The following is a 21,273-nucleotide window of genomic DNA, read 5'->3' as shown; positions in this document are numbered from 1 at the left end:
GGGGGCCGCTCCTACGCCGTAGGAGCGGCCCCCAGGCCGCGACCAATATCACTCGGTGGCGGGGCTATTTTAGGGCCGCTGCCAGCGGTGCGAGCGCCTGCTCGATCGCCCCGATCAGGGCGCTGAGCTCCTGCGGATCGGGGCGCGCGGGGTCGCGCAAGGTGACGTCCAGATTGGCTGCCGCCTGCGCGAGTGCAGCGGCGCCCAGGGTGGCCGCCGCGCCCTTGAGCGCGTGGGCCAGTTGTCGCATCGCCTGATGATCGCCGCCCGCCAGGTCGCTTGAGAGGCGGGCCGGGTCGTTTTGGTGAGCGGCGGTGAAGTGGCGCAGCAGGCTGAGGTATTTGGTCCGGTTGCCGCGCAGCAGTGACAGACCGCGGGCGAGATCTACGCCCGGCAGGGCGGTCAGACGGGCCATGACCGCGTCGTCGGTCAGGTCGGCGCCCGGCGCCGGTGCCTGAAGCGGCTGCGGTGTCGGTCCTGTGGTCGGCAGGTTCTCGCGTGCTTTGTGCGGATACCCGAACCAGCGCAGCAGGGCGGCAAACAGGGCCTGCGGTTCCACCGGTTTGGCGACGAACCCGTTCATCCCAGCGTCCAGGCAGGCGCGGCGGTCCTCGTTGAAGGCGCTGGCGGTCATGGCCAGGATGGGTCTGTCGCGCCAGGCGGGCAGCGCGCGGATGGCGCGGGTGGCCGCCAGTCCGTCCAGGTTCGGCATCTGCACGTCCATCAGGATCAGTGCATAGTCGCCCGTTTGGGCCATCGCCAAGGCCTGGACCCCGTCCTGCGCGGTGTCCACCGCGAGCCCGACCCCGGTCAACAGGTCCAGGGTGACGTCGCGGTTGATCGGGTTGTCTTCTGCCAGCAGTACGCGCGTGCCGGCGTGGTGGGCGCTTAGTTGCGCCTGCACGTCGACCGGCGGCGGTGCCGTGTCCGGCAGTGCGCTCAGGCCCCACGCCAAGGGCACCGTGAACCAAAAGGTGCTGCCCTCGCCCGGGGTGCTCTCGACCCCCGTCTCCCCTCCCATCAAGCGCACCAGGCGCGCGGTGATGGCGAGCCCCAACCCGGTGCCGCCGTAGCGGCGGGTGGTGGAGTCGTCGGCCTGCTCAAAGGGGCGGAACAGTCGCGGCAACTGCTCGACGGCAATGCCGATGCCGGTGTCCTGGACTTCGAAACGGACTCGGATGCCGTTGGCGTCCTGTGCCAGGCCGCGGGCGCGCAGTGTGACGCCGCCGCGCTCGGTGAACTTGACCGCATTGCCCGCGTAGTTGAGCAGCGCCTGGCGCAAGCGGGTGATATCACCGCGGAGCCGCAGGGGCAGGGTCAGGCCCGCGTGTGCGACGCTGACGGTGAGTCCCTTGGTCTGGGCCGCCTCGCCGATCAGCGCGCGGACCTGCTCCAGCAGGGTGTCCAGTGCGAACTGCGTCGGTTCCAATTGCAGCTTCCCCGCCTCGATCTTGGACAGATCCAGGATGTCGTTGATGATGTCCAGCAGGTGGTGACCAGCGCTGTCGATCTTGCCGAGTCGCTCGGTCTGGGCCGGTGTGACCCCGTCGCGCCGCAGCAGGTAGGTCAGTCCCAGGATGGCATTGAGCGGCGTGCGGATCTCGTGGCTCATATTGGCCAGGAAGGCGCTCTTGGCACGGGTGGCCGCCTCGGCCTGGTCGGTGCGGCGGGCCAGTTCCGCCTCCAGGTGCTGACGGTGGCGGTGGAACTCCTCGTCGAGCCGCTGGCGTTGCTGCGCCGCTTCCGTGAGCAGGTCGCGGACCGCGGCGACCTCGACGATGTCCGGGGGCGGCGCGTGCGCCGCGGGCGGCTGCGCCAGTGCCTGGACCGCCCGGCCGAGTCGGCGACTGGCCAGGGTGGCGCCCGCCACCCCCACCAAGGTGGCCCCCAGCAGCCCCGCTGCCAGTGCCAGCGCCGCCGTCAGCAGCGGTGCACGATAGACCGCGCGCGGGATCGCAAGCTCCACCGACCAGGGTGAGACCTTGGAGGGGACGGTGAAACGCCCGCCCGAATCCGTATCCCGCCCCGGGTCGAACCCCAGCGGTGCGCGCTGCGCGATCGGCTCGCCGCGGCCGTCGCGCAACGCGATGGCCCAGCCGGACGGCAGCGCCACCTGATCCAGGCGGTGTTGGAGCTCAGCGCGGCGTGCCGCATCCTCCAGCAGCGGCGAGACGGCCAAGAGGTGCAGCGCATTGATGCGTGAGGTCAGATCCTGATCGAGCGCGGCAGCGACATTGCGGGCCAGATTGGCGGCCGCCTCATCACGCTGGGCCTGGATGGTGCGGACGCTATCCACTGCGAGCCAGGTCGCCAGCAGCAGCAGCGGTAACACGCAGAGCCAGATCAGCCGCGAGAGGAAGGTCGCGAGCGGCATCCCTGGCGGCCTGTTCGGCGCACCATTGCGATGGGGTGGACTGGGTGTCGTCATGGTGGCGCGTCCTGAGCGGGTTGGTCCTTGCCTAAGATTAGCTGATGGTGCCGCGTCCGGCCACGCGGGCGCGAGTAAGACTTGATGTGGCTTCGGAGACGACGTAGGGTGGATAAGCGCAGCGCGTCCACCAGCGCCGCCGATGCCTTGGCTGGTGGATGCGGCGCGATGCAGCGCCTGCCCGGTCCGCGACGCCGTGCCTCGCGCCTTATCCACCCTACGACGGGCGATTTCGCCCACCACATCACTGTTGATCGCCCCCGGCGTCGCCAGCACTCAAGACAAGTCCGTGACCAGGCAGTCGCGGACCCGCGCCGTTGCCTGGACTTGGTGATGGTAGTGTGGATGGTCAATTCCGATGTCGATGGCTGCCCCCGCCTTGACGGCCGCCGCCAGCACGGCCGTGAGTTCGAAGCGCAGGAAGTGGACTGCGGCGGTCCGGGTGGCGTCATCCCGTACCAGGTCCTCATCCGCAACGGCATAGACCCGGTCGCCGCCAGCCTGGACCCACACCCGATCCTCGATTGCGCGCAAGCGCACCAGGGCCGCGTGGCGCTCATCCGCGTCGGTGTATTCGATCATGAGGGTTGCCTTCCAGTTGCGCCCGTCCGGGATCAGCGGGTTGTAGGTGTCCAATTCGTCCTGGATGCCCTTGGCCTCGAAGATGCGCTCCGCCCGGAGCATCTCCTGGACCTGGTACTGCATGGTCAGGCGGTCCTCGAAATACAGGGTGGCATGGGGGCCGACCGGCACCCGGCGGTCCTGTTTGTGGGCCATGACCCGGGCGCGGAAGGCCGCCCGATACTCGGCGTACTCTTCAAGGCTGTACAGGTCGGCGCGGGTGAGTCGCGTGGGCTGCATGGTTCAGATTCCGTAGGCGAGGCGCAGCAGCGTCAGCGGGTGCTGCTGCCGCCCGTCTTGCCCCAGCGCATGGGCGATGTGCGCCCCGGCCATCGGACAGTCGCTCCCGAAGTGGTCGGGCGCGGCCTGCGCGATGCGGGCCGCCACGGGCTTCACGATCTTCATCGCGAAGGGGTATGACTCGGTCTTCACCGCGTAGGTCCCGTCGTGGCCCGAGCAGCGCTCGATGATCTCCACCTGGGTGTCCGGGACCAGGGCCAGCACCTCGCGAGTCTTGGGGCCGATCGCCTGCACCCGCTGGTGGCAGGACGCCTGGTAGACCACCCGGCCCAGCGGCTGCGCAAAATCCAGCTTCAGCTTGCCGTGCCGGTGGCGGATCATCAGGTATTCGAATGGATCGTACATCGCGCGCCGCACCGTCTGCACGTCGGGGTCGTCCGGGAACAGGAGCGGCAGTTCCTGTTTGAACATCAGCACACAGGACGGCATTATTGCCACCAGGTCCCAGCCCTGATCCACCAGTGCCTTGAGGACCGGGATGTTGACCTCCTTGGCCGCGCGCACCGCCGCCAGGTTGCCCAATTCGAGCTTGGGCATCCCGCAGCAGCGCTCTTTGCGGGCCAGGGTGACCGGGATGCCGTTGTGCTCGAAGACGGCGATGAGGTCGGCGTTCAGTTCGGGTTCGTTGTAGTTGCCGTAGCAGGTGACGAACAGGGCCACCTTGCCGGTGGTGCCGCCGGCCGGCTCGCCGGTGGCTGCCCGGCCGATGCGTGCCGATTCCGAGCGGCGCAGCGTCCGGCCCTCGTATGGCGGTATCGGCGCCTCGCGGTGGACCGCGAGTACGGCCTCGAGCGCGCGGCGGGCGGGGGGGGTGCGGTTGGCGGCATTGACCACCGTGCTCACCACCGGGATGCCGGCTAGCCGACCCACCAGGTCCGTACTGGTGAGCACCCGGTCGCGCAACTTGACCGTGCCCTGTTGGTACTTGACCACCTTGGCCCGGAGCATCAGGTGCGGGAAGTCCAGGTTCCATGCGTGGGGCGGCACATAGGGGCACTTGGTGAGGTAGCACAGGTCGCACAGATAGCAGTGGTCCACCACCTTGCCGTAATCGGCCTTGGCCACGGTGTCAAGCTCCATGGACTCGGCTTCGTCCACCAGGTCGAACAGCGTCGGGAAGGCTTGGCATAGGCTGACACACCGTCGACAGCCGTGACAGATGTGGAAGACCCGCTCCATCTCATCAAAGAGCCGCCCCTGGTCATAGAACAAGGGGTTCTGCCAGTCGAGCGGGTGACGGGTGGGGGCCTCGAGGCTGCCCTCGCGGGGGGGCGGTGCAGGCATGGGCGGTGACTCCTGGGGGTGGCTGGGTGCCGGGCACTGTGACGCCATGGTGTACCGACGTATATTGTGCCATCGTTAGCTGTCATGAAACTGGAGTTGCGGGCTTGCGCCTTGGGCGCCGGGGCGGCTTGGTGCTGGTAAGATTCCACCCTCGCAACTCGCCCCGGTTCTCAAGCCAATGTATCCAAGCGACGCCCCCGCCCCGGACCCCGACTCCAATCAGCTGGCGGACCCTTTCCTTATGGACCAGGAACGCCTGGAGTCCCTGGCCCCGGCCGAGCTGGTCCGCGCGGGGCTGCGCCACTTCAAGGACACCCGGGTCGTGGCGGTGGATCGCCAGCGCAACTGCCTCTGGGCGACGGTGGAGGACGAGGATACCGAGGAGCAGGTCTCTCTGGAACTGACCATTGATGATGAAGGCCGCCTGGCGACCCACTGCGCCTGTCCGGCCGAGCCAGGCCTGCCCTGCGTTCATGCCCTGGCGGCCCTGTTTGCCTATGTGAACGGGGCCGCGGACCGGGGCGCCGGGGTGCGGGAACTGCTGGGCGCGGCGGAGGGTGCGATCGACGAGCGGGTGAAGCGTGGGCGCACGGAGGTCCTGGTCCAGCAGATCTCCGGTGACCTCGCCTTCGGCGCCTGGAGCGCCCGTTCCATCACCTCATCCACGCATGTACCGGTCGGCTATCGGGTCCATATCCGCTCACTCACCCGGCGCGCCAATTACTGCACCTGCCCGGACTTCGCCAGCAATCAGCTCGGTACCTGTAAACACATTGAGGCGGTGCTGCACCGTATCGGCAAGCGCCGTGATTTCCGTCGACTCAAGGAGCAGCCGCCACCGGCACCCTTCGTCTGGTTGGACTGGGAGTCGGACCCGGCTCCGCGCATCCGCCTGCATCGGGCGGCGATCCTCGACACTGAGTTGGCCCGGTTGCTCGACGAGCACTTTGATGCGTCCGGCGCCTTTTGCCGCCGCCTGCCGGAGGACTTCCTGCGCCTGGCCGAACTGGTCGCCGACCGGGCAGACATCGACCTGGGCGCGGACGCACTGGACTATGCCCGCCGCCTGGCCGAGCAGGCGGCCCAGGGCGAGCGGGCGCGCACCCTGGGCGAGGCGATCCGTGCCGGGGGCGGCCGGCTCCCGGGGGTGACGGCCCGGCTCTATCCCTACCAGGTGGACGGTGTCGCCTTCCTGGTCGCCCGGGGCCGCGCCCTGTTGGCGGACGACATGGGGCTCGGCAAGACGCTCCAGGCCATTGCCGCCGCGGCCTGGCTGCGCCAGCGTGCCGAGGTCGAACGCATCCTGGTGATCTGCCCGGCCTCGCTCAAACAGCAGTGGGCGCGCGAGATCCAGCGTTTCACCGGTCAGGAGACGCGGGTGGTGGGCGGGCCGGCGGCCGGGCGGGCGGTGCAATACCGGGAGGGCCGCGGCTTCTTCATCTTGAACTATGAGCTGGTCCTGCGCGATGTCAGCGTGATCAACGAGACCCTGCGCCCGGACCTCGTGATCCTGGACGAGGCCCAGCGCATCAAGAACTGGCGTACCAAGCTCGCCGCTGCGGTCAAGCGCATCCCCTCGCGCTATGCCTTTGTGCTCACCGGCACCCCGCTGGAGAACCGCCTGGAGGACCTCTACAGCCTGATGCAGGTGGTCGACCACCGGGTGCTCGGCCCCCTCTGGCGTTATCTGGTGGATTTTCATATCACCGACGAGCGCGGCAAGATCCTGGGCTACCGCAACCTTTCGGAACTGCGCCGCCGCCTGGCACCGGTGATGCTCCGGCGTGATCGCCAACTGGTGCGTGACCAACTGCCGGAGCGCATCGAGAGCCGCCTGGATATCCCATTGGACGCCGCCCAGGTGGAGCTGCACGGTGCCGCACTCCAGCGTGCCGGCATCTTGGCCCAGATCGCCAAACGGCGGCCACTCACCCCCGCCGAGACCAAGCGCCTGCTCTCTGCCCTGCAAGAGGCGCGCATGGCCTGCGACGCCGCCGGCCTGGTGGACAAAGAGACCGAGGGCTCGCCCAAGCTCGACGAACTGGTCAACCTGCTTGATGACCTCTGTCTCCAGTCCGGGCAGAAGGCCGTGATCTTCTCGCAGTGGGAGCAGATGACCCGGATGGTCGAGCAGCGGGTGCGGGCCATGGGACTGGGTTGCGTGCGACTGCACGGGGGCGTGCCCACGGACAAGCGCGGGGCGCTCATCGACCGTTTCCGCGACGACCCCGCGACCCAGGTCTTCATCTCCACCGATGCCGGGGGCGTGGGGCTCAACCTGCAGGCCGCCTCCGTGCTGATCAATCTGGACATCCCCTGGAACCCGGCCGTGCTCGATCAGCGCATCGGGCGCATCCACCGCCTGGGCCAGACGGCGCGGGTGCAGATCCTGCTCTTGGTCGCCGCGGACTCGTACGAGGGGCGGGTGCTGGAACTGGTCGGCGGCAAGCGACACCTGTTCGACAACGTGGTGGACCCGAATGCCACCGAGGACGTCGCGGGGGTCTCCCGTAAGCTACTGGAGATCCTCGCCCAAGACCTGGCGGGAAGTCCGGGCTTGGTCGGCGGCAAGGCAGAGACCGAGGCCGGGGCGACTGACGCTGTCGGGACCGAGCCCCTCGCAGCGGCGGGGGAGGGCCTTGACACGGATGCCTTGGCGCCGGAGCCGATCCCCGATACCGACGCGACCCCGCGCGCCGTCCCTGAACCCTTGGCGGAGCCGATTCCGAACGAGGCGGAGCAGGAGATTCGCGACGCCATTCTCGCCGTCCAGTCCGCCTTCGGTGCGCGTATCGAGCGCATCCTGGGCGCTGGCGGCGGCCTGCTGGTCGTCCTCGACCAGGTCGACGACCTGGCCGACCGCGCCGCCGCCGCCATCCCCGGCCGCATCCCGGTCGCACTCATCGACCGCCGCACCCTGGGCAGTCTGAGTCGCCTGGGCGCCGCCTCCCCGGTGGCCGGTGCCAGCACACTCTTCGATGCCGAACAGGCGACCCCGGGCGCCGTTCAGGTCCCTGCCGAACCGCGTCTGCTGCGCCAGGCGCGGGAGAAGCTGCGCGGTGCCGAGGTCCTCATCGGCCAGGCCTGCCCCGGTGCCGCCATGGACCTGCTGGTCGGCGCGCTGCTGGCCGCTGCGGCGCTGCGTGCCGGTCAGGAGGTCTCGCCGACCCCGGCGCAGGCTGGCGTCTGGGTCTTTGCCGAGGCCCTGCCGCGGGGCGTTCTGACCCAGGATGAGGCCGCGCTCCTCATGCGCGCCCTGGCCCTCGGCCAAGGGGCTGATGGCGTGCCCGATGGGCTGCTGCGGGCGCTGGCGGCGGAGAGCGCCGACTTTGTCGAGGGCTGCCGCCCATCCTGACTAGCCTTCACGCAAGTTGGACAGTTGTTTTTCTGGAGCTAGAGACATGTCGTTACTATACAGAGGAGTATCGAAAGAAATGGATCAAGCACAAGGTGGTCTAATTAAGCCAAGAGGCAATAAGAAAGAAGTTATGGCGCGACACGACAACAAGATAACTTATGATGGAAGAATTACATATGGTGAATCAGAGGACAATGCTGCCAGGGCTCATCATATCGAGACCGGATTATATGGTGGATGCTTTGTGTCGACCACGAGAAGTGAATCGAGAGCGATATGTTTTGCTACCTCGGATTACAAAGAAGATGGGTGGGTGTATGTCTTAGCCCCAGACCTTTTTGGCGCTCATGGGGTAACCAGCAAAGAATACCCGGACCCTCTCTATCCCGACGAGCAAGAGGTCTCGATCAGAGCGGAAGATTGCGGCGTTATACCACCAGGCGTAATTGCAAATAAGTATGAAGTGACTGCTGATGGCAGCAGGAAGTAGCGATCAAGCAGCTGCATGTTATTGGCCGGATTGTTCTTTTGCGAGCGACAACCGGGCTATCATCGTCTCGGTACAGGCCGTGGTAATCGCCCAATGTCGTTAAGTTAAGCCGTTCGTGGTGAGCTTGTCGAACCATGAATGGCTTAACTTCCGATGGTTTACGATTTTCCGCTCACCCTTCGACAAGCTCAGGGCGAACGGAAAATCCTTAACTTCATGGCATTGGGTTATTGCTTCGGCTAGACCGGCGCTTGCGGCAACACGTCGCGGCCTGGGGGCCGCTCCTACCCCCATAGGAGCGGCCCCCAGGCCGCGACGAATGTCTCATGTTACCGCTGCCGCGAGGTACTGGGTGCGTTGGCGATTTTCCCGAACTTCTAATCACCTATTGAAAGCTAAAGGCTTTTCGGATGCCATCCATGAACTTTACTCTTGAGTGCGAGCAGGAAGACGACGAGCGGTGGCTGGCGGAAGTCCCGGAATTACCCGGAGTCCTCGCTTACGGGGCGTCGCGTAGCCAAGCCATGGCGAAGGCTGAAGTCCTGGCCTTGCGCGTCCTTGCCGACCGCATCGAGCACGGCGAGGCGCGAGCCCACGATATTCGCATTTCGCTGGCCGCTGCCGCATGAGCAATTGGCCGTCCACGAAGGCCAAGCGGGTTCTCGCGGCTTTGCAGGGCATCGGTTGGCAAGTCAAGTGTCAGGCTAGTTCGCACAAGACGCTGAGTCGCAAGGGAAGCCTTTATTTCGTCTTCGCTTTCCACGATGGCGACGAAATTGGTCCAAAGATGCTTGCGCGAATCGCGAAACACACCGGCCTGAAGCCAACGGATCTATAAATGTGGCGTTCATTAAGACGGCCCGAGGTCCTGGCAACCACCCTGGCCGGCGCCGGTATCCTCATGGTCACCATGGGTGCCCGCCAGTCGCTGGGGCTCTTTGTGGCGCCGATCGATACGACAACCGGGCTGGGTCTCGTCACCATCAGCCTGGCGCTGGCGATCGGGCAGTTCACCTGGGGGGCGATCCAGCCCATTGCGGGTGCCGTGGCCGACCGCTATGGTCCGCGTGCGGTGTTGATCGGTGGCATTCTGGTGATGGCCTTGGGCAGCGCCATCACCCCGTTCATGGGGTCCGGCTTCGGGCTCATCGTCTCGCTGGGGCTGGTCTCGGCCATTGGGTCCGGGGCGGGCAGCTTTTCGGTGTTGATGGGTGCCGCCGCGGCGCGGTTGCCGGCGCACGCGCGCGGCGCGGCCTCCGGGGTCATCAACGCGGGTGGCTCCTTTGGCCAATTCGTCTTCGCACCCATCCTGCAACAGCTGATTGCGCGGCTGGGCTGGATCGGCGCGATGTGGGCGATGGCGGTGATGACACTGGCCGCAGTGCCCTTGGTCGGGCGGCTGACCACGCCGATCGCCACCCCGGTGGTCCACACCCATGCCGACCAGGGGCTGCGGCATGCCATCGCCACGGCCATGAAGGACCGCAGCTATCTGTTGCTGCATGCCGGCTTCTTTACCTGCGGCTTTCATATTGCGTTTCTGGTGACCCATCTGCCCGGCGAGGTGAACCTGTGCGGTCTGCCGGCCGCGGTCGCCAGTTGGTCGCTGGCCATCATCGGCCTGGCCAACATCTTCGGCAGTCTCTATGCCGGCTATTGCGTCTCCCGCTATCGCAGCAAGTATGTCCTGGCGGCCATGTACGGGTCGCGGGTCCTGTTGATCGCCTGGTATCTCACGATGCCGCGGACCGAATGGACCTTCTATGCCTTTGCCGCTGGTCTGGGCTTCACCTGGCTCGCGACCGTGCCGCCGACCGCCGCCATCGTCGGCAAGCTGTTCGGCATCCGCTATCTGGCCACCCTGTTCGGGCTGACCCTGCTGAGTCATCAGATCGGCGGTTTTTTCGGCGCCTGGCTGGGTGGGCTGACGATGACCCGTTTCGGCGATTACGGCTGGATGTGGTACGCCGACATGGCGCTCGCCGCCCTGGCCGCCGTCCTCAATCTGCCGATTCGCGAGGCGCCGGTGGTTCAGACCGGGACGGCGGGCTGAGTCGTCTCTGGATTGGAGGTCGAGGCTTTAGCTGGTCGGGTGTGCAGGTGCCTCTGATCTTTTTTGGATAGGCCGGAAACCGCCACCGGCTAAAGCCTCGACCTCCAGTGGCCCACGGATCGCCGCTGGTCGGAACGATCAGTAAGGACGCTCACGGCGTTCCCCACTACCAAGCCAGTGCCCCAATTTGGATTTCGGCAACCAGCTTGCGCAAGCCGTCCCCATCCTTTAGCCCGGGCTGATCTTCCGCGATGCCGATAATCTGGTGTTGCACACCTTTGACCGCGACACCGGTGGGCTCCGTATAACGGTCACGCAGTGCGGGAACAGCCATCGCCAAGGCGAGCGCATCGTATTGGTTGTAGTCGCCAACATAAGGCCAAATCTCCGCGTCGCGGTCGACCCCAGGATCAACGTCCTTGCAGAAAACACCGACAAACCACTGGCGGTCACGATCCATTGGCAACTTGCCGCGGACTGCTCCAGGTCCCGAATTGGCGGCTTTCCACAAAGAGTTGATGGAATGTGCTTGACGCCGCAGTAAATTCGCACCGATCGGATTGCCCGTTGCAGCGAATCTCTCATATAAAGAAAACGGAAATTGACAGGCGTAAGGCATCCATCGCATCACGATACACAGCGGTACCATCAGCTCCTGTAATGCTTGATACAAGTAGATGGCGGCGGGCCAATCATAGGCATTGTTCGCGGCGGTATCTGGTGTGAGATAGTTGACCCTATCGGGTCCGGTAGTGAAGACGCCATTGTGATTGAAGCCATGGGGGTCTTGCACCCCCCCCATGATGATCACTTCCTTGGTCTTTTCGACAAACAACCGCGGATTGGACATGAGGCACAGGGCCGCATCCGATAATCCACTGTTCAAGACCCAGGTCAATGACCGGGATTCAGCGGCCAGTAATGTCTGATGTAATAACGCTTGTCCATTCAATAAGGTGCAGCTATCAACGGATTGTCCGTAATCGCAATCACATTCGTGCTTCTCGGTGCTCCCGCCCCAAAAGACGTTGCTGCCGATGCCCACCGGGATGGTTGGCAAACCCAATAGATTCAATGTCCCGCGCGCCAGTTTGGCACGCTCGACAGCCGGATCGAGGTTTGCCACGACTGCCGTCAAGTTGATGATCTTGGCATGATACAAGCCAGCGGCAAGGATGATTGCCTGCTCATCATCCAAGTCCTTGCCGGGATCGGTAATCAAAATGATATTGCAGGGGGGGCGTTGGTCCGGTCCCGCACCGACGGGCGGAAACTCCAACTGTGAGCGAATTAGATCAACAAACGCTTGGCGTTGTGTGGCATTCATCAGGCGGCAGCCCCCGTTAAGCGATGAGTCCTAACCAATAGCCGATAACAGTCCGAGCAGTCTCTTGGCTTGACGGACTAGCGGGTCCGCTGACGCCGCTGCATAAACCATTGCACCAACGCCCAGGTTTTCATGTCTTCAATCTGGATAGTGTTATTGAACACGTCCTGCACCGGAATGAAACGACGAGCGATCCTCTCGCCTTCTGCGCGTAAACCATACAATTGTTTACGATGATCGATACGGTCATCCGTGATTTCCACAAAAGCGAGATATTGCTTCTCGGTCAACACGCCCGGCGACAGCGCAACGGGCACGCCGTTGTTGAGCAATTGAACTTCGTCGACCGTCACCGTCACTCCCAACTCCTCCTTCAGTTCCTTGACCACGAGGCCTTCAACGCCGATATTGCGATCGAAACGGCCCGCGCCAACCTCCATCATGGTGCCCTTGGGATTTTCGTGCGACATCATTGGGGCACGGTCTTGGGTGGCAAATAAGAGCTCATCCTTGGTGGAATTGTAGACCAGGAATGCCACACTGTTTGACACGCGCACCACTTGCCACGGGAATGGTGCGCCCAAAGTTCCCACTGGCAACTCCTGCACCTCGACGATCTTGGAAGCGTAAACGATCGGACCAACAGGCCAATGTCCTGCCGTGAAAATGCGTTTTCGGTGGGACTCGGGGTCAGCCGGGTTGACGATACCCAACGACCGCCCCAGGCTTTCCAGAGATAGGATATCGTGGAATTGCCCCGTCACCGGATCGAGTGCGATGAAGCAAACGCGGTCGGCATCGGGCTGGCAAAGAACGCAATATCCGGCATCGGTAAATTCTTTGTAATCACCGGCTGGTGCGAGAGCGTGATAGCCGTCAGATTCGTAAAGCCCCGTCGCTTGATTGTAGATGGCATGTGTGTCTTGCATAAATGGGTTTCCTTCCGGTTGATGCCATGCTTTAGCCAACTAGAATGTGGGCCAACAACGGATAGCAAAGCCAAGCGCTCGTGATCGGTCAGTGCCATAGTGTAGCGGCCCCTCTGTGGGAGGGGCAAGGGCGGCTGTGGTTGGGGCAGGCTGGTGAACAGGGGTTCGGAGTACGAGTGATTGTTGCTCACCGCGGGCGGCTGAAGGAGGGGGCGACGCCCAGGTGTTGCAGGGTGGCGCGCATCGTCGCTCCGGCCTTGATGAGCGCTGCGATGCGGGAGGCGCCGTTGGTCCTGATCCGGCCCGCCTCAGTCTGCTATTGGGTGGCAGGTCCGGCCAGTGCGCTATTGGGTGGGGGCACTGTCCAAGCCCGGCAACGACTCCATCGGCCAGCGTGCCCGGGGGGCGAAGCGCAGGGGTTCGTGCTGACCGGCGCGCAGGCGTTGCCAGCCGGCGTAGGCGATCATGGCCCCGTTGTCGGTGCAGAGGCTCGGGCGCGGGTAGTAGGTCTGGCCGCCGACCGCCGCGATGGCCAGGTCCATCTGTTGGCGCAGATAGCGGTTGGCGCTGACCCCGCCGGCCAGGATCAGGCGGCGGTGTCCGGTCGCCTTCAGTGCCCGGCGGCACTTGATCACCAGGGTGTCCACCACCGCCTCCTCGAAGGCGCGGGCGATGTCGGCGCGCGTCTGCGCCGGGTCTGCGGCGCCCGGGACCTCGTGGTGCAGGGTATTGAGCGCGAAGGTCTTGAGCCCGCTGAAGCTGAAGTCGAGCCCCGGGCGATCGGTCATGGGGCGGGGGAAGCGAAAGTGTCGCGGGTCGCCCTGCTCGGCCAGGCGCGCGAGTTGCGGGCCGCCGGGGTAGGGCAGGCCCAGGATCTTGGCGGTCTTGTCGAAGGCCTCGCCGGCGGCGTCGTCCAGGGACTCACCGAGGATGCGGTAGCGTCCGATCCCCGCCACGTCCACCAGTTGGGTGTGGCCGCCGGAGACCAGCAGGGCGACGAAGGGGAAGGCCGGCGCCGGGTCCTCCAGCAGCGGCGCGAGCAGATGGCCTTCCATATGATGGACGCCGATGGCCGGCACTCCCCAGGCCCAGGCCAGGCTGCGCCCCACCGCGGCGCCGACCAGCAGGGCGCCGATCAGCCCCGGGCCGGCCGTGTAAGCCACACCGTCGGCCGCGGTCAGTCCGGCGGTCTCCAGTACCTCCCGGATCAGCGGCAGGGTTTTGCGCACATGGTCGCGGGAGGCCAGTTCCGGCACTACGCCGCCGTACTGCGCGTGGATCTCGGTCTGACTGTAGACCGCGTGGGCCAGGAGTCCGCCGACCGAATCGTAGACGGCCACACCGGTCTCGTCACAGGAAGTCTCGATGCCGAGGACGCGCATGGGGTGCTGCTCCGGATGGCTGGCAACCGCGGAACGCGCGGAAGATTTTGGGGGAGGGACGGGGGTGAACAGGCATTTTACCGCGAAAGCTTTGCAATCGCCCCCCACCTTCGGCTAAAATCCTAAGGCTGAATTATCGCCCAACCCATCCTCTGGAGACATAGGGACCCCATGCCCAGCGTTCGCGTCAAAGAAAACGAGCCATTTGAAGTTGCTATGCGCCGGTTCAAGCGCTCCTGCGAAAAAGCAGGGGTGCTGGCTGAGGTCCGTCGCCGCGAGTTCTACGAGAAGCCCACCTCCGAGCGTAAGCGCAAGAAGGCGGCCGCAGTGAAGCGCCATCACAAGAAGTTGCAGCGCGAGTCCCGTCGCTGGGAGCGTCCGTACTAAGTTACGGTCGATTTCCCTGACGGAAACCCCGGTGGCTGCGGCCCCGGGGACACCGGCATCGCCCCTCGGATCGGTTTCCAACCGGTCACGCGCACTTAGTGGCGCCGAGGTCGGCGATGTTCGCTTTTCCCGCAGTTCCATCGTGCAGTTAGCGGAAGGTCCCCATGCTCAAGTCCCAAGTCCAGGCCGACATGAAGACCGCCATGAAGGCGGGCGAGAAGACCCGTCTCGGGGTCATCCGGCTCATCCTGGCTGCCATCAAGCAGCGCGAGGTGGACGAGCGCATCGAGCTGGACGACACCCAGGTGTTGGCCGTGCTCGACAAGATGATGAAGCAGCGGCGCGATTCCATCGAACAATATGGTGCGGCCGGCCGTCAGGATTTGGTCGACGTGGAGCGTTTCGAGGTCGAGGTGATCCAGGGCTATCTGCCGGCGGCACTGGGCGAGGCCGAGTTGGCCGCGCTGGTCGAGGCGGCGGTGACCGCCAGCGGTGCCGCGGCCCTGAGTGACATGGGCAAGGTGATGGCCGTGCTCAAGCCCCAGGTCCAGGGGCGCGCCGACATGGGTGCAGTCAGCGCCCTGGTCAAGCGCCGGCTTGGGGTGTGACATTCAGGCTAGCCTTAACCAATGGCCGGCAGAATCCCCCCGCAGTTCATCGACGACCTCCTTGCCCGCACTGACATCGTCGAGTTGATCGGCGGGCGCATCCAACTGCGTAAGGGCGGGAAGGATTTTCAGGCCCGCTGTCCCTTCCACGACGAAAAAAGCCCGTCCTTTACCGTCAGTCCTGAGAAGCAGTTCTATCACTGCTTTGGCTGTGGTGCCCATGGCACTGCCATTGGCTTTCTCATGGAGTACGACCGTCTCGGTTTTCGCGAGGCGATCGAGGACCTGGCCCGGCGCGCCGGGCTGGAGGTCCCCACGGAGGGCGCGCCCGCGCCCGCCGGCCCGGATCACGCGCCGCTCTATGCGGTGCTGGAGCAGGCGGCACAGCTCTACCGGCGCCAACTGCGCGAGCACCCCCAGGCGCCGCAGGCCGTCGAGTACCTGAAGAGCCGGGGGCTGAGCGGCGAGATCGCCGCCCGCTATGGCGTTGGCTTCGCACCGTCCGGGTGGGATTTTCTGCTGTCGCGGCTCGGCGCCGACCCGGCGGGGCGCGAGCGTCTGGCGCAGGCCGGGCTGATCACCGAGCAGGACGGCAAGCGTTATGACCGCTTCCGCGACCGCATCATGTTCCCGATCCGCGACCGCCGCGGGCGGGTCATCGGCTTCGGTGCGCGCGTGCTCGGGGACGCGAAGCCTAAGTATCTCAACTCGCCCGAGACGCCGGTCTTCCACAAGGGGCGCGAGCTCTACGGACTCTACGAGGTCGCGCAGACGCGCCGCAAGCCGGAGCGGGTCCTGGTGGTCGAGGGCTATCTGGACGTGATCGCGCTGGCCCAGTTCGGCATCGACTATGCGGTCGCCACGCTGGGCACCGCCACGACGGCCGACCACCTGCAGGTACTGCTGCGCTCGGCCCCGGAGTTGGTGTTCTGTTTTGACGGGGACCGTGCCGGGCGTGGCGCTGCCTGGAAGGCCCTGGAGGCCGCCCTGCCGCTGGCCACCGGCAACCAGTCGCTGCGCTTCCTGTTCCTGCCCGACGGGGAGGACCCTGACACCCTGGTGCGCGCCGAGGGTCAGGCGGCCTTCGAGCAGCGGGTCAAGTCCGCGACCCCGCTGTCGACCTTCCTGTTCGATCAGCTCAAAGACACCGTTGGCGACATGATTTCGGGCGATGGCCGGGCCCGTCTGGTCGCGCTGGCAGAGCCATTGATAGAAAAGGTGCCCGTCGGCATATACCGGAACATGCTGAACGGTCAGCTGGCGGAATTGGCCAAACTCAGCCCGGAGCCGTTGCGCCGGCCGTCGCCACCACGACGCGGCGCGGCGCAGCCCCGGCGACCGACGCGTCCGAGCCGGGTCGCCCAGGCCATCGCCCTGCTGCTCGATCACCCGGAACTGGCGGGGGAGGCGGCAGCCGAGCCGCCCGACTGGCGCCGCTCTGACAGTCCCGGGGTGCAGATCCTGGTCGAGTTGTTGGACAGCATCGCGGCCTATCCGGCCATCAATAAGGCGCGGCTGATCGAACGTTGGCGCGAGCATCCGCACTTCGATTATCTGCGGCGGCTCAGTGTGGCGCCCTTCCTGGACGATATTCCGCTTGATGGGCTGGCGGCGGAGTTGACCGGCGCCCTGCAGGGCCTGAGCAAAGACGTGCGGGATGCCGACCGTCTGCGCCCGCTGAACCGGCGCAGTACCGCGGATTGGAGTGATGAGATGCGTGAGCAGATGGATCGGGATGCCGAGCAGGCACGCACCCGGCGGCGCTGAGCGGGATTGCCTGGATTGGCTAATTGTCCGACTTATGCTAGAATGGCTAGTTCAGCGCACGGCCTAAAAATCTAAATAACGATGTCCGGCTGACCCCGCCTTACCGGCTCGGTCCGTCCGATACGTCCACCCGCGAATGGCAAGGTTACCCATGGATCAAGAACAGCAACAGTCCCAGCTGAAGCAGCTCATCGCCAAGGGCAAAGAGCAGGGGTTCCTGACCTACTCTGAGGTCAACGACCACCTGCCTCCCGGTATCGTCGAGCCCGAGCAGATCGAAGACATCGTTCGGATGATCAATGACATGGGGATCGCGGTCCACGAAACCGCGCCGGACATGATCGATCAGACCTTAAGCGACAACGCGGTCTCGGACGACGATGCGGCCGAGGCCGCCGCTGCCGCCATCGCGAGTGTCGACAGTGAGTTTGGCCGGACCACCGATCCGGTGCGCATGTACATGCGCGAGATGGGCACGGTGGAACTGCTCACCCGTGAGGGCGAGCTGAAGATCGCCAAGCGCATTGAGGAGGGCCTGAACCAGGTCCTGTCCTCGCTTTCGGTCTACCCGCGTTCAGTACAGAAGCTGATCGAGATCTTCGACCGGGTCGAGCGCGAGGGGACCCGCCTGGCTGACGTGATCTCCGGGTTCAACGACCCCGACGTCGAGCCCGCGCCGCCACCCGCCGCCGCCCCCGTGGTGGAAGTGCCGGAGGTGGTTGCCGAGGGCGACGCCGACGCGGAAATCGAGGAGTCGGCGGCGGACGAGGAAGAGGCGGTCGTCGTCGATACCGGGCCTGACCCGGAAGAGGTAGCGCGACGTGTCCGGCTGTTGCGCGAACGCTTCGCTCTGCTCACCGCCAGTCTGGAGCAGCACGGGCGAGACGATCCCCGCTCCCGCGCCGCCATGGCCGAGGTCTCCGAGGTGTTCCTCCAGTTCAAGCTGGTCGCCGCCGTCTTCCAGGAATTGACCCAGATCCTGCGTGCCACCATCGAGCGTATTCGCGGCCAGGAAAAGGTCGTCATGGGGCTGTGCGTGGAGCAATCCGGCATGACCCGCAAGCAGTTCATCGAGAGCTTCCCGGACAACGAGACCAACGCGGCGTGGCTGGAGCAGCAGCTGGCGAGCGGTCAGCGCTATGCCGCGCGCCTCAATGAGGTCGCCGGCGACGTGAAGCGCGCCCAGCGCAAGCTCCAGGATGTGGAGCGCGAGAACTTCCTCACCATCGGCGAGATCAAGGACGTTAACCGCAAGATGTCCATCGGCGAGGCGAAGGCCCGCCGCGCCAAGAAAGAGATGGTGGAGGCCAACCTGCGGCTGGTCATCTCCATCGCCAAGAAATACACAAACCGCGGTCTGCAATTCCTGGACCTGATTCAGGAGGGCAACATCGGTCTGATGAAGGCGGTGGACAAGTTCGAATACCGCCGCGGCTACAAGTTCTCGACCTATGCCACCTGGTGGATTCGTCAGGCGATCACCCGCTCGATTGCGGATCAGGCGCGCACCATTCGCATCCCGGTGCACATGATCGAGACCATCAACAAGCTCAACCGGATCTCCCGGCAGATGATCCAAGAGATGGGTCGCGAGGCGACCCCGGAAGAGCTGGCCCAGCGGATGGAGATGCCCGAGGACAAGGTCCGCAAGGTGCTCAAGATTGCCAAGGAGCCCATTTCGATGGAGACCCCCATCGGCGACGACGAGGACTCCCATCTGGGTGACTTCATCGAAGACGCGGGTGTCATCTCTCCGGTAGAATCCGCCACCATGGAAGGGCTGCGCGAGGCCACCCAGAACATGCTGGCCAGCCTCACCTCGCGGGAGGCCAAGGTGCTGCGCATGCGCTTCGGCATCGACATGAATACCGATCACACCCTGGAAGAGGTCGGTAAGCAATTCGATGTGACCCGCGAGCGCATCCGCCAGATCGAGGCCAAGGCCCTGCGCAAGCTGCGCCACCCGACCCGGTCCGAGAAGCTCAAGAGCTTCCTCGATACCGATTGAAAGCAGCCGGGGCCTTCCGCCCCGGCGAACAACGCTCACTACAGCTATCCGGGCCGTTAGCTCAGCGGTTAGAGCAGGGGACTCATAATCCCTTGGTCCTAGGTTCAAATCCTAGACGGCCCACCATAAAAACAGCGACTTAGCTCCTAAACGAGTCGCCTAAACCGCCCTGATTCGCCTAGCTTCGCGGTACCTAGTGGTACCTCAGTTGGTACCTGGGACCGAAATCGACCCTGTAACGTACTCCTTCGGTCTGCGTCGCGTGCCCTTTTGATGTTGGGGCCATGTACGACAGTGGCTTAGGCGCATCCTGACCGATCCCGACTGATTGCCGCTCCACCATGGTGGTGGTCGGCTTCGTTCTTGGCGTGGTCCAGGTACCACTGAGGTACCACTAGGCCCTGGGAGTCGCCAGCCGGCAGGATCGCGCGGACCTCGACCCCGACCACGATTTAGAACCCGTCGCTCGGTTGCCCTGGGTATCGCTCCCGACCGTGGTGCAGTTCCACCAGGTGCAGCCCAACAAAAAGCCCGCACAGGGCGGGCTCGGTGGCTGGGAGCGGTAGGGGTCAGGCGGTAGCGGGTTCTGCTGCGCGCTCCCTGTCAACCAACTGGAACAGGTCACTGCACTCGCCGGCCAGCAGGTCAACCAGTCCCGCCAGGTCAGCGCGGACAATCGCCGGCAGACAGCATCGGTCTTCTAGGTGGTTGGTCACGTCCAAAGACAGTGACCGCGCGGCGGCGGACAGATAGCGCAGTCGGTCTTCAAGCTCGTCAGCATAGGAGGCGTGCCGTAGTGGCAGGGAGAGAGCGGGCGCGGCGGTGTCGGTGCTCATGCTGCCACCTCTCGCGCGTCCCTGACGGCCTGTAAGGCGTCCAGAGCGGTAGTCAGGTCGTCGGCCACGCGAGTGAGGATCAGATACACCCCGTAGACCCCTCGCTCTGACAGGTCGTCAAAGCTCATGCGGGACACTGCGAGCAGTTGAGCAACTGCGTCGCCGGCCGTGTCCTCAAGGCGTAGGGCGGCGGTAGCGCGGTCGGGGGCTTCGGTGTTCGTGTTCGTCATGGGGTCAATCTCCGGTTGCTGGCGATTGACCGCGGAAGGGCGGGCATAGGCACGACAGGCGGAATCCGGGCGGGGTCCTGGCAGTCACCACGACGGGCGCCAGATAGCGGGCCGGGGTGCTGTACAATCTGTAGTGCCGGTGCTCAACCGTGTTCGCGGTCGGGCTTTGTGCTGGTGGCCTTCGCAGGGCCACCAGCGACGGCGCCAATCTTGCGCCAAGTCCCACCGTCCCTGCAAGCCCCTCCCTGCATCGCCAGTCACGCCAATGTCAGCGACTCGTCAGGGTATACCGCAGTGCCGCCCGTCCGCATCAAAGCCCCGTCAGGCCCGACGTAGAGGTACTGTTCGCAACCCCTTGGCCGATGTCCAGGGAACCCGAACCAGCGCAACCTTGAGATTTTCCCGTCGATCAGGACCCGCAGACGATGGTTGTGCGCCGCTGGCTCGCCCCGGATCGGGTACGGGAACGGCAAGCCCTCGGCCGCCAGTTCGGCCAGTTCCGCCCACTCCCCGGCAGTGACCGTCGATTCCCCGAATTCGGTGCAGACGAAGCGGCAGACCTCTCGTTCATCGTCGGTCAGACCGGAAAAGTCGATCTTGCTGGTACCCGCCGGTGCGGATTGCTCAAGATCCTCAATGCGTCGTCGAATCGGCTTGCTCATTGTTGCCTCTCAAATTGTCGCGGCCATTGTCGGGAATGTGAACCGCGACCCTAACCCGTCCTGAGTCAATCGCGGCCTGTCGCTCGGGGGTCGGCTCGCCAATGACCAGCAGGACCGATTGCGCCGGGTCGGCTTGTGCCTCCAGTGCCTCAATTCGTGGTTTGATTGCTTTCATTTCTCTCTCGCCTCCAGTGCCGCGACGCGGCTTTCCAGTTCGGTTATTTCTCGAACTCTGGCCAATGCCGAAAGGACCGCGGCTAAATCGCTGGCTTGATCGGTCGCAATCTCACCCGTCGATAGAGCCGCCAGCACGGCGCCGGATGCTTGGGTCAGGTCATTACCAAGGGGCACTGCCACGGGGGCCGCTACGGGCCGCAGGGCAGGCAAGGCGCGGTCCATCAATAGCCGCGCAACCTGAACGTCGCCAGCCTTGGCCTGCTCCACCAGTGCGGCAACGATCTCGGGCAGGTCTTTGGCGATGGCGTCGCGCAACTTGGCTGCCCTGTTCGGGGTCCCCGGCTTCATCCCGGCGGGGTTGCCGGACTGGCCCGGCTGGAATCTGGCCATGGTGTTTTTCTCCTGCAAAGGTCCTGCGAAAGTCAG

Annotated in this window: 20 protein-coding genes and 1 tRNA gene; 10 read left to right on the top strand and 11 right to left on the bottom strand. The window is 64.9% G+C overall.

Annotation, left to right across the window (positions count from 1 at the left end):
• Positions 1-64: 64 nt before the first annotated feature.
• The 3 genes from QZY44_RS12090 to QZY44_RS12080 all read right to left on the bottom strand — a co-directional run bounded on the left by QZY44_RS12090 (position 65) and on the right by QZY44_RS12080 (position 4,633).
• A complete protein-coding gene (locus QZY44_RS12090; protein ID WP_295446530.1) occupies positions 65-2,428 on the bottom strand; it encodes an ATP-binding protein in 2,364 nt (787 codons plus the stop codon).
• Between the two features lie 276 nt (positions 2,429-2,704).
• Entirely contained in the window at positions 2,705-3,289 is a 585-nt protein-coding gene (locus tag QZY44_RS12085; protein ID WP_295446528.1) for a DUF3501 family protein, read from the bottom strand.
• A gap of 3 nt (positions 3,290-3,292) precedes the next feature.
• Complete coding sequence (locus QZY44_RS12080) at positions 3,293-4,633, bottom strand: heterodisulfide reductase-related iron-sulfur binding cluster (protein ID WP_295446526.1); 1,341 nt, start codon at positions 4,631-4,633, stop codon at positions 3,293-3,295.
• 178 nt (positions 4,634-4,811) lie between these two features.
• Here QZY44_RS12080 and QZY44_RS12075 point away from each other — a divergent pair, with 178 nt between their 5' ends.
• From QZY44_RS12075 to QZY44_RS12055, 5 genes are all read left to right on the top strand, one after another.
• On the top strand, positions 4,812-7,988 hold the full coding sequence (locus tag QZY44_RS12075) for a DEAD/DEAH box helicase (protein ID WP_295446524.1): 3,177 nt from the start codon (positions 4,812-4,814) through the stop codon (positions 7,986-7,988).
• Between the two features lie 46 nt (positions 7,989-8,034).
• Positions 8,035-8,481: a hypothetical protein gene (locus tag QZY44_RS12070; protein WP_365304137.1), complete on the top strand. Its 447-nt coding sequence runs from the start codon at positions 8,035-8,037 to the stop codon at positions 8,479-8,481.
• A gap of 419 nt (positions 8,482-8,900) precedes the next feature.
• Complete coding sequence (locus QZY44_RS12065; RefSeq protein WP_295446520.1) at positions 8,901-9,110, top strand: type II toxin-antitoxin system HicB family antitoxin; 210 nt, start codon at positions 8,901-8,903, stop codon at positions 9,108-9,110.
• Entirely contained in the window at positions 9,107-9,319 is a 213-nt protein-coding gene (locus QZY44_RS12060) for a type II toxin-antitoxin system HicA family toxin (RefSeq protein WP_295446517.1), read from the top strand. Before QZY44_RS12065 ends, QZY44_RS12060 begins: the two co-directional genes overlap by 4 nt.
• The gene (locus QZY44_RS12055) at positions 9,320-10,534 is read left to right on the top strand and encodes an MFS transporter (RefSeq protein ID WP_295446515.1); all 1,215 of its coding nucleotides are present in this window, start codon (positions 9,320-9,322) and stop codon (positions 10,532-10,534) included. It begins immediately after the preceding gene.
• 166 nt (positions 10,535-10,700) lie between these two features.
• Here QZY44_RS12055 and QZY44_RS12050 read toward each other — a convergent pair whose 3' ends face one another.
• From QZY44_RS12050 to tsaD, 3 genes are all read right to left on the bottom strand, one after another.
• Entirely contained in the window at positions 10,701-11,861 is a 1,161-nt protein-coding gene (locus QZY44_RS12050; protein ID WP_295446513.1) for a nucleoside hydrolase, read from the bottom strand.
• Positions 11,862-11,938: 77 nt separating this feature from the next.
• Positions 11,939-12,790: a hypothetical protein gene (locus QZY44_RS12045; RefSeq protein ID WP_295446511.1), complete on the bottom strand. Its 852-nt coding sequence runs from the start codon at positions 12,788-12,790 to the stop codon at positions 11,939-11,941.
• A 344-nt stretch (positions 12,791-13,134) separates the two neighbouring features.
• A complete protein-coding gene (gene tsaD, locus QZY44_RS12040; RefSeq protein WP_295446509.1) occupies positions 13,135-14,172 on the bottom strand; it encodes a tRNA (adenosine(37)-N6)-threonylcarbamoyltransferase complex transferase subunit TsaD in 1,038 nt (345 codons plus the stop codon).
• A gap of 171 nt (positions 14,173-14,343) precedes the next feature.
• Between tsaD and rpsU the strand changes: the two genes are divergently transcribed.
• The 5 genes from rpsU to QZY44_RS12015 all read left to right on the top strand — a co-directional run bounded on the left by rpsU (position 14,344) and on the right by QZY44_RS12015 (position 19,068).
• Positions 14,344-14,559, top strand: a complete 216-nt coding sequence (rpsU, locus tag QZY44_RS12035) for a 30S ribosomal protein S21 (protein WP_100920841.1) — start codon at positions 14,344-14,346, stop codon at positions 14,557-14,559.
• A gap of 164 nt (positions 14,560-14,723) precedes the next feature.
• Positions 14,724-15,167 (top strand): GatB/YqeY domain-containing protein, encoded by a 444-nt coding sequence (locus QZY44_RS12030; RefSeq protein ID WP_295446507.1) that lies wholly within the window; start codon positions 14,724-14,726, stop codon positions 15,165-15,167.
• Between the two features lie 21 nt (positions 15,168-15,188).
• On the top strand, positions 15,189-16,934 hold the full coding sequence (dnaG, locus tag QZY44_RS12025) for a DNA primase (protein WP_295446505.1): 1,746 nt from the start codon (positions 15,189-15,191) through the stop codon (positions 16,932-16,934).
• 151 nt (positions 16,935-17,085) lie between these two features.
• Positions 17,086-18,942 carry an RNA polymerase sigma factor RpoD gene (rpoD, locus tag QZY44_RS12020; RefSeq protein ID WP_295446503.1) on the top strand — a complete coding sequence of 619 codons (1,857 nt, stop codon included), beginning with the start codon at positions 17,086-17,088 and terminating at the stop codon, positions 18,940-18,942.
• A gap of 50 nt (positions 18,943-18,992) precedes the next feature.
• Positions 18,993-19,068: transfer RNA gene (locus QZY44_RS12015), tRNA-Ile, on the top strand.
• A gap of 443 nt (positions 19,069-19,511) precedes the next feature.
• Here QZY44_RS12015 and QZY44_RS12010 read toward each other — a convergent pair.
• From QZY44_RS12010 to QZY44_RS11990, 5 genes are all read right to left on the bottom strand, one after another.
• Positions 19,512-19,778, bottom strand: coding sequence for a hypothetical protein (locus QZY44_RS12010; protein ID WP_295446501.1), 267 nt, complete (start codon positions 19,776-19,778; stop codon positions 19,512-19,514).
• Positions 19,775-20,008 (bottom strand): hypothetical protein, encoded by a 234-nt coding sequence (locus QZY44_RS12005; RefSeq protein ID WP_295446499.1) that lies wholly within the window; start codon positions 20,006-20,008, stop codon positions 19,775-19,777. The genes QZY44_RS12010 and QZY44_RS12005 overlap by 4 nt, the downstream gene beginning before the upstream one ends.
• Positions 20,009-20,265: 257 nt before the next feature.
• The gene (locus tag QZY44_RS12000; protein WP_295446497.1) at positions 20,266-20,670 is read right to left on the bottom strand and encodes a hypothetical protein; all 405 of its coding nucleotides are present in this window, start codon (positions 20,668-20,670) and stop codon (positions 20,266-20,268) included.
• Positions 20,642-20,845, bottom strand: a complete 204-nt coding sequence (locus QZY44_RS11995) for a hypothetical protein (protein ID WP_295446496.1) — start codon at positions 20,843-20,845, stop codon at positions 20,642-20,644. Before QZY44_RS11995 ends, QZY44_RS12000 begins: the two co-directional genes overlap by 29 nt.
• Positions 20,842-21,237 carry a DUF5681 domain-containing protein gene (locus QZY44_RS11990; protein WP_295446494.1) on the bottom strand — a complete coding sequence of 132 codons (396 nt, stop codon included), beginning with the start codon at positions 21,235-21,237 and terminating at the stop codon, positions 20,842-20,844. The genes QZY44_RS11995 and QZY44_RS11990 overlap by 4 nt, the downstream gene beginning before the upstream one ends.
• Between the last annotated feature and the right edge of the window lie 36 nt (positions 21,238-21,273).

The sequence above is a fragment of the uncultured Thiodictyon sp. genome (assembly GCA_903837595.1).
Lineage (GTDB): Bacteria > Pseudomonadota > Gammaproteobacteria > Chromatiales > Chromatiaceae > Thiodictyon.
This window is presented reverse-complemented; position numbering and strand designations above follow the sequence as displayed.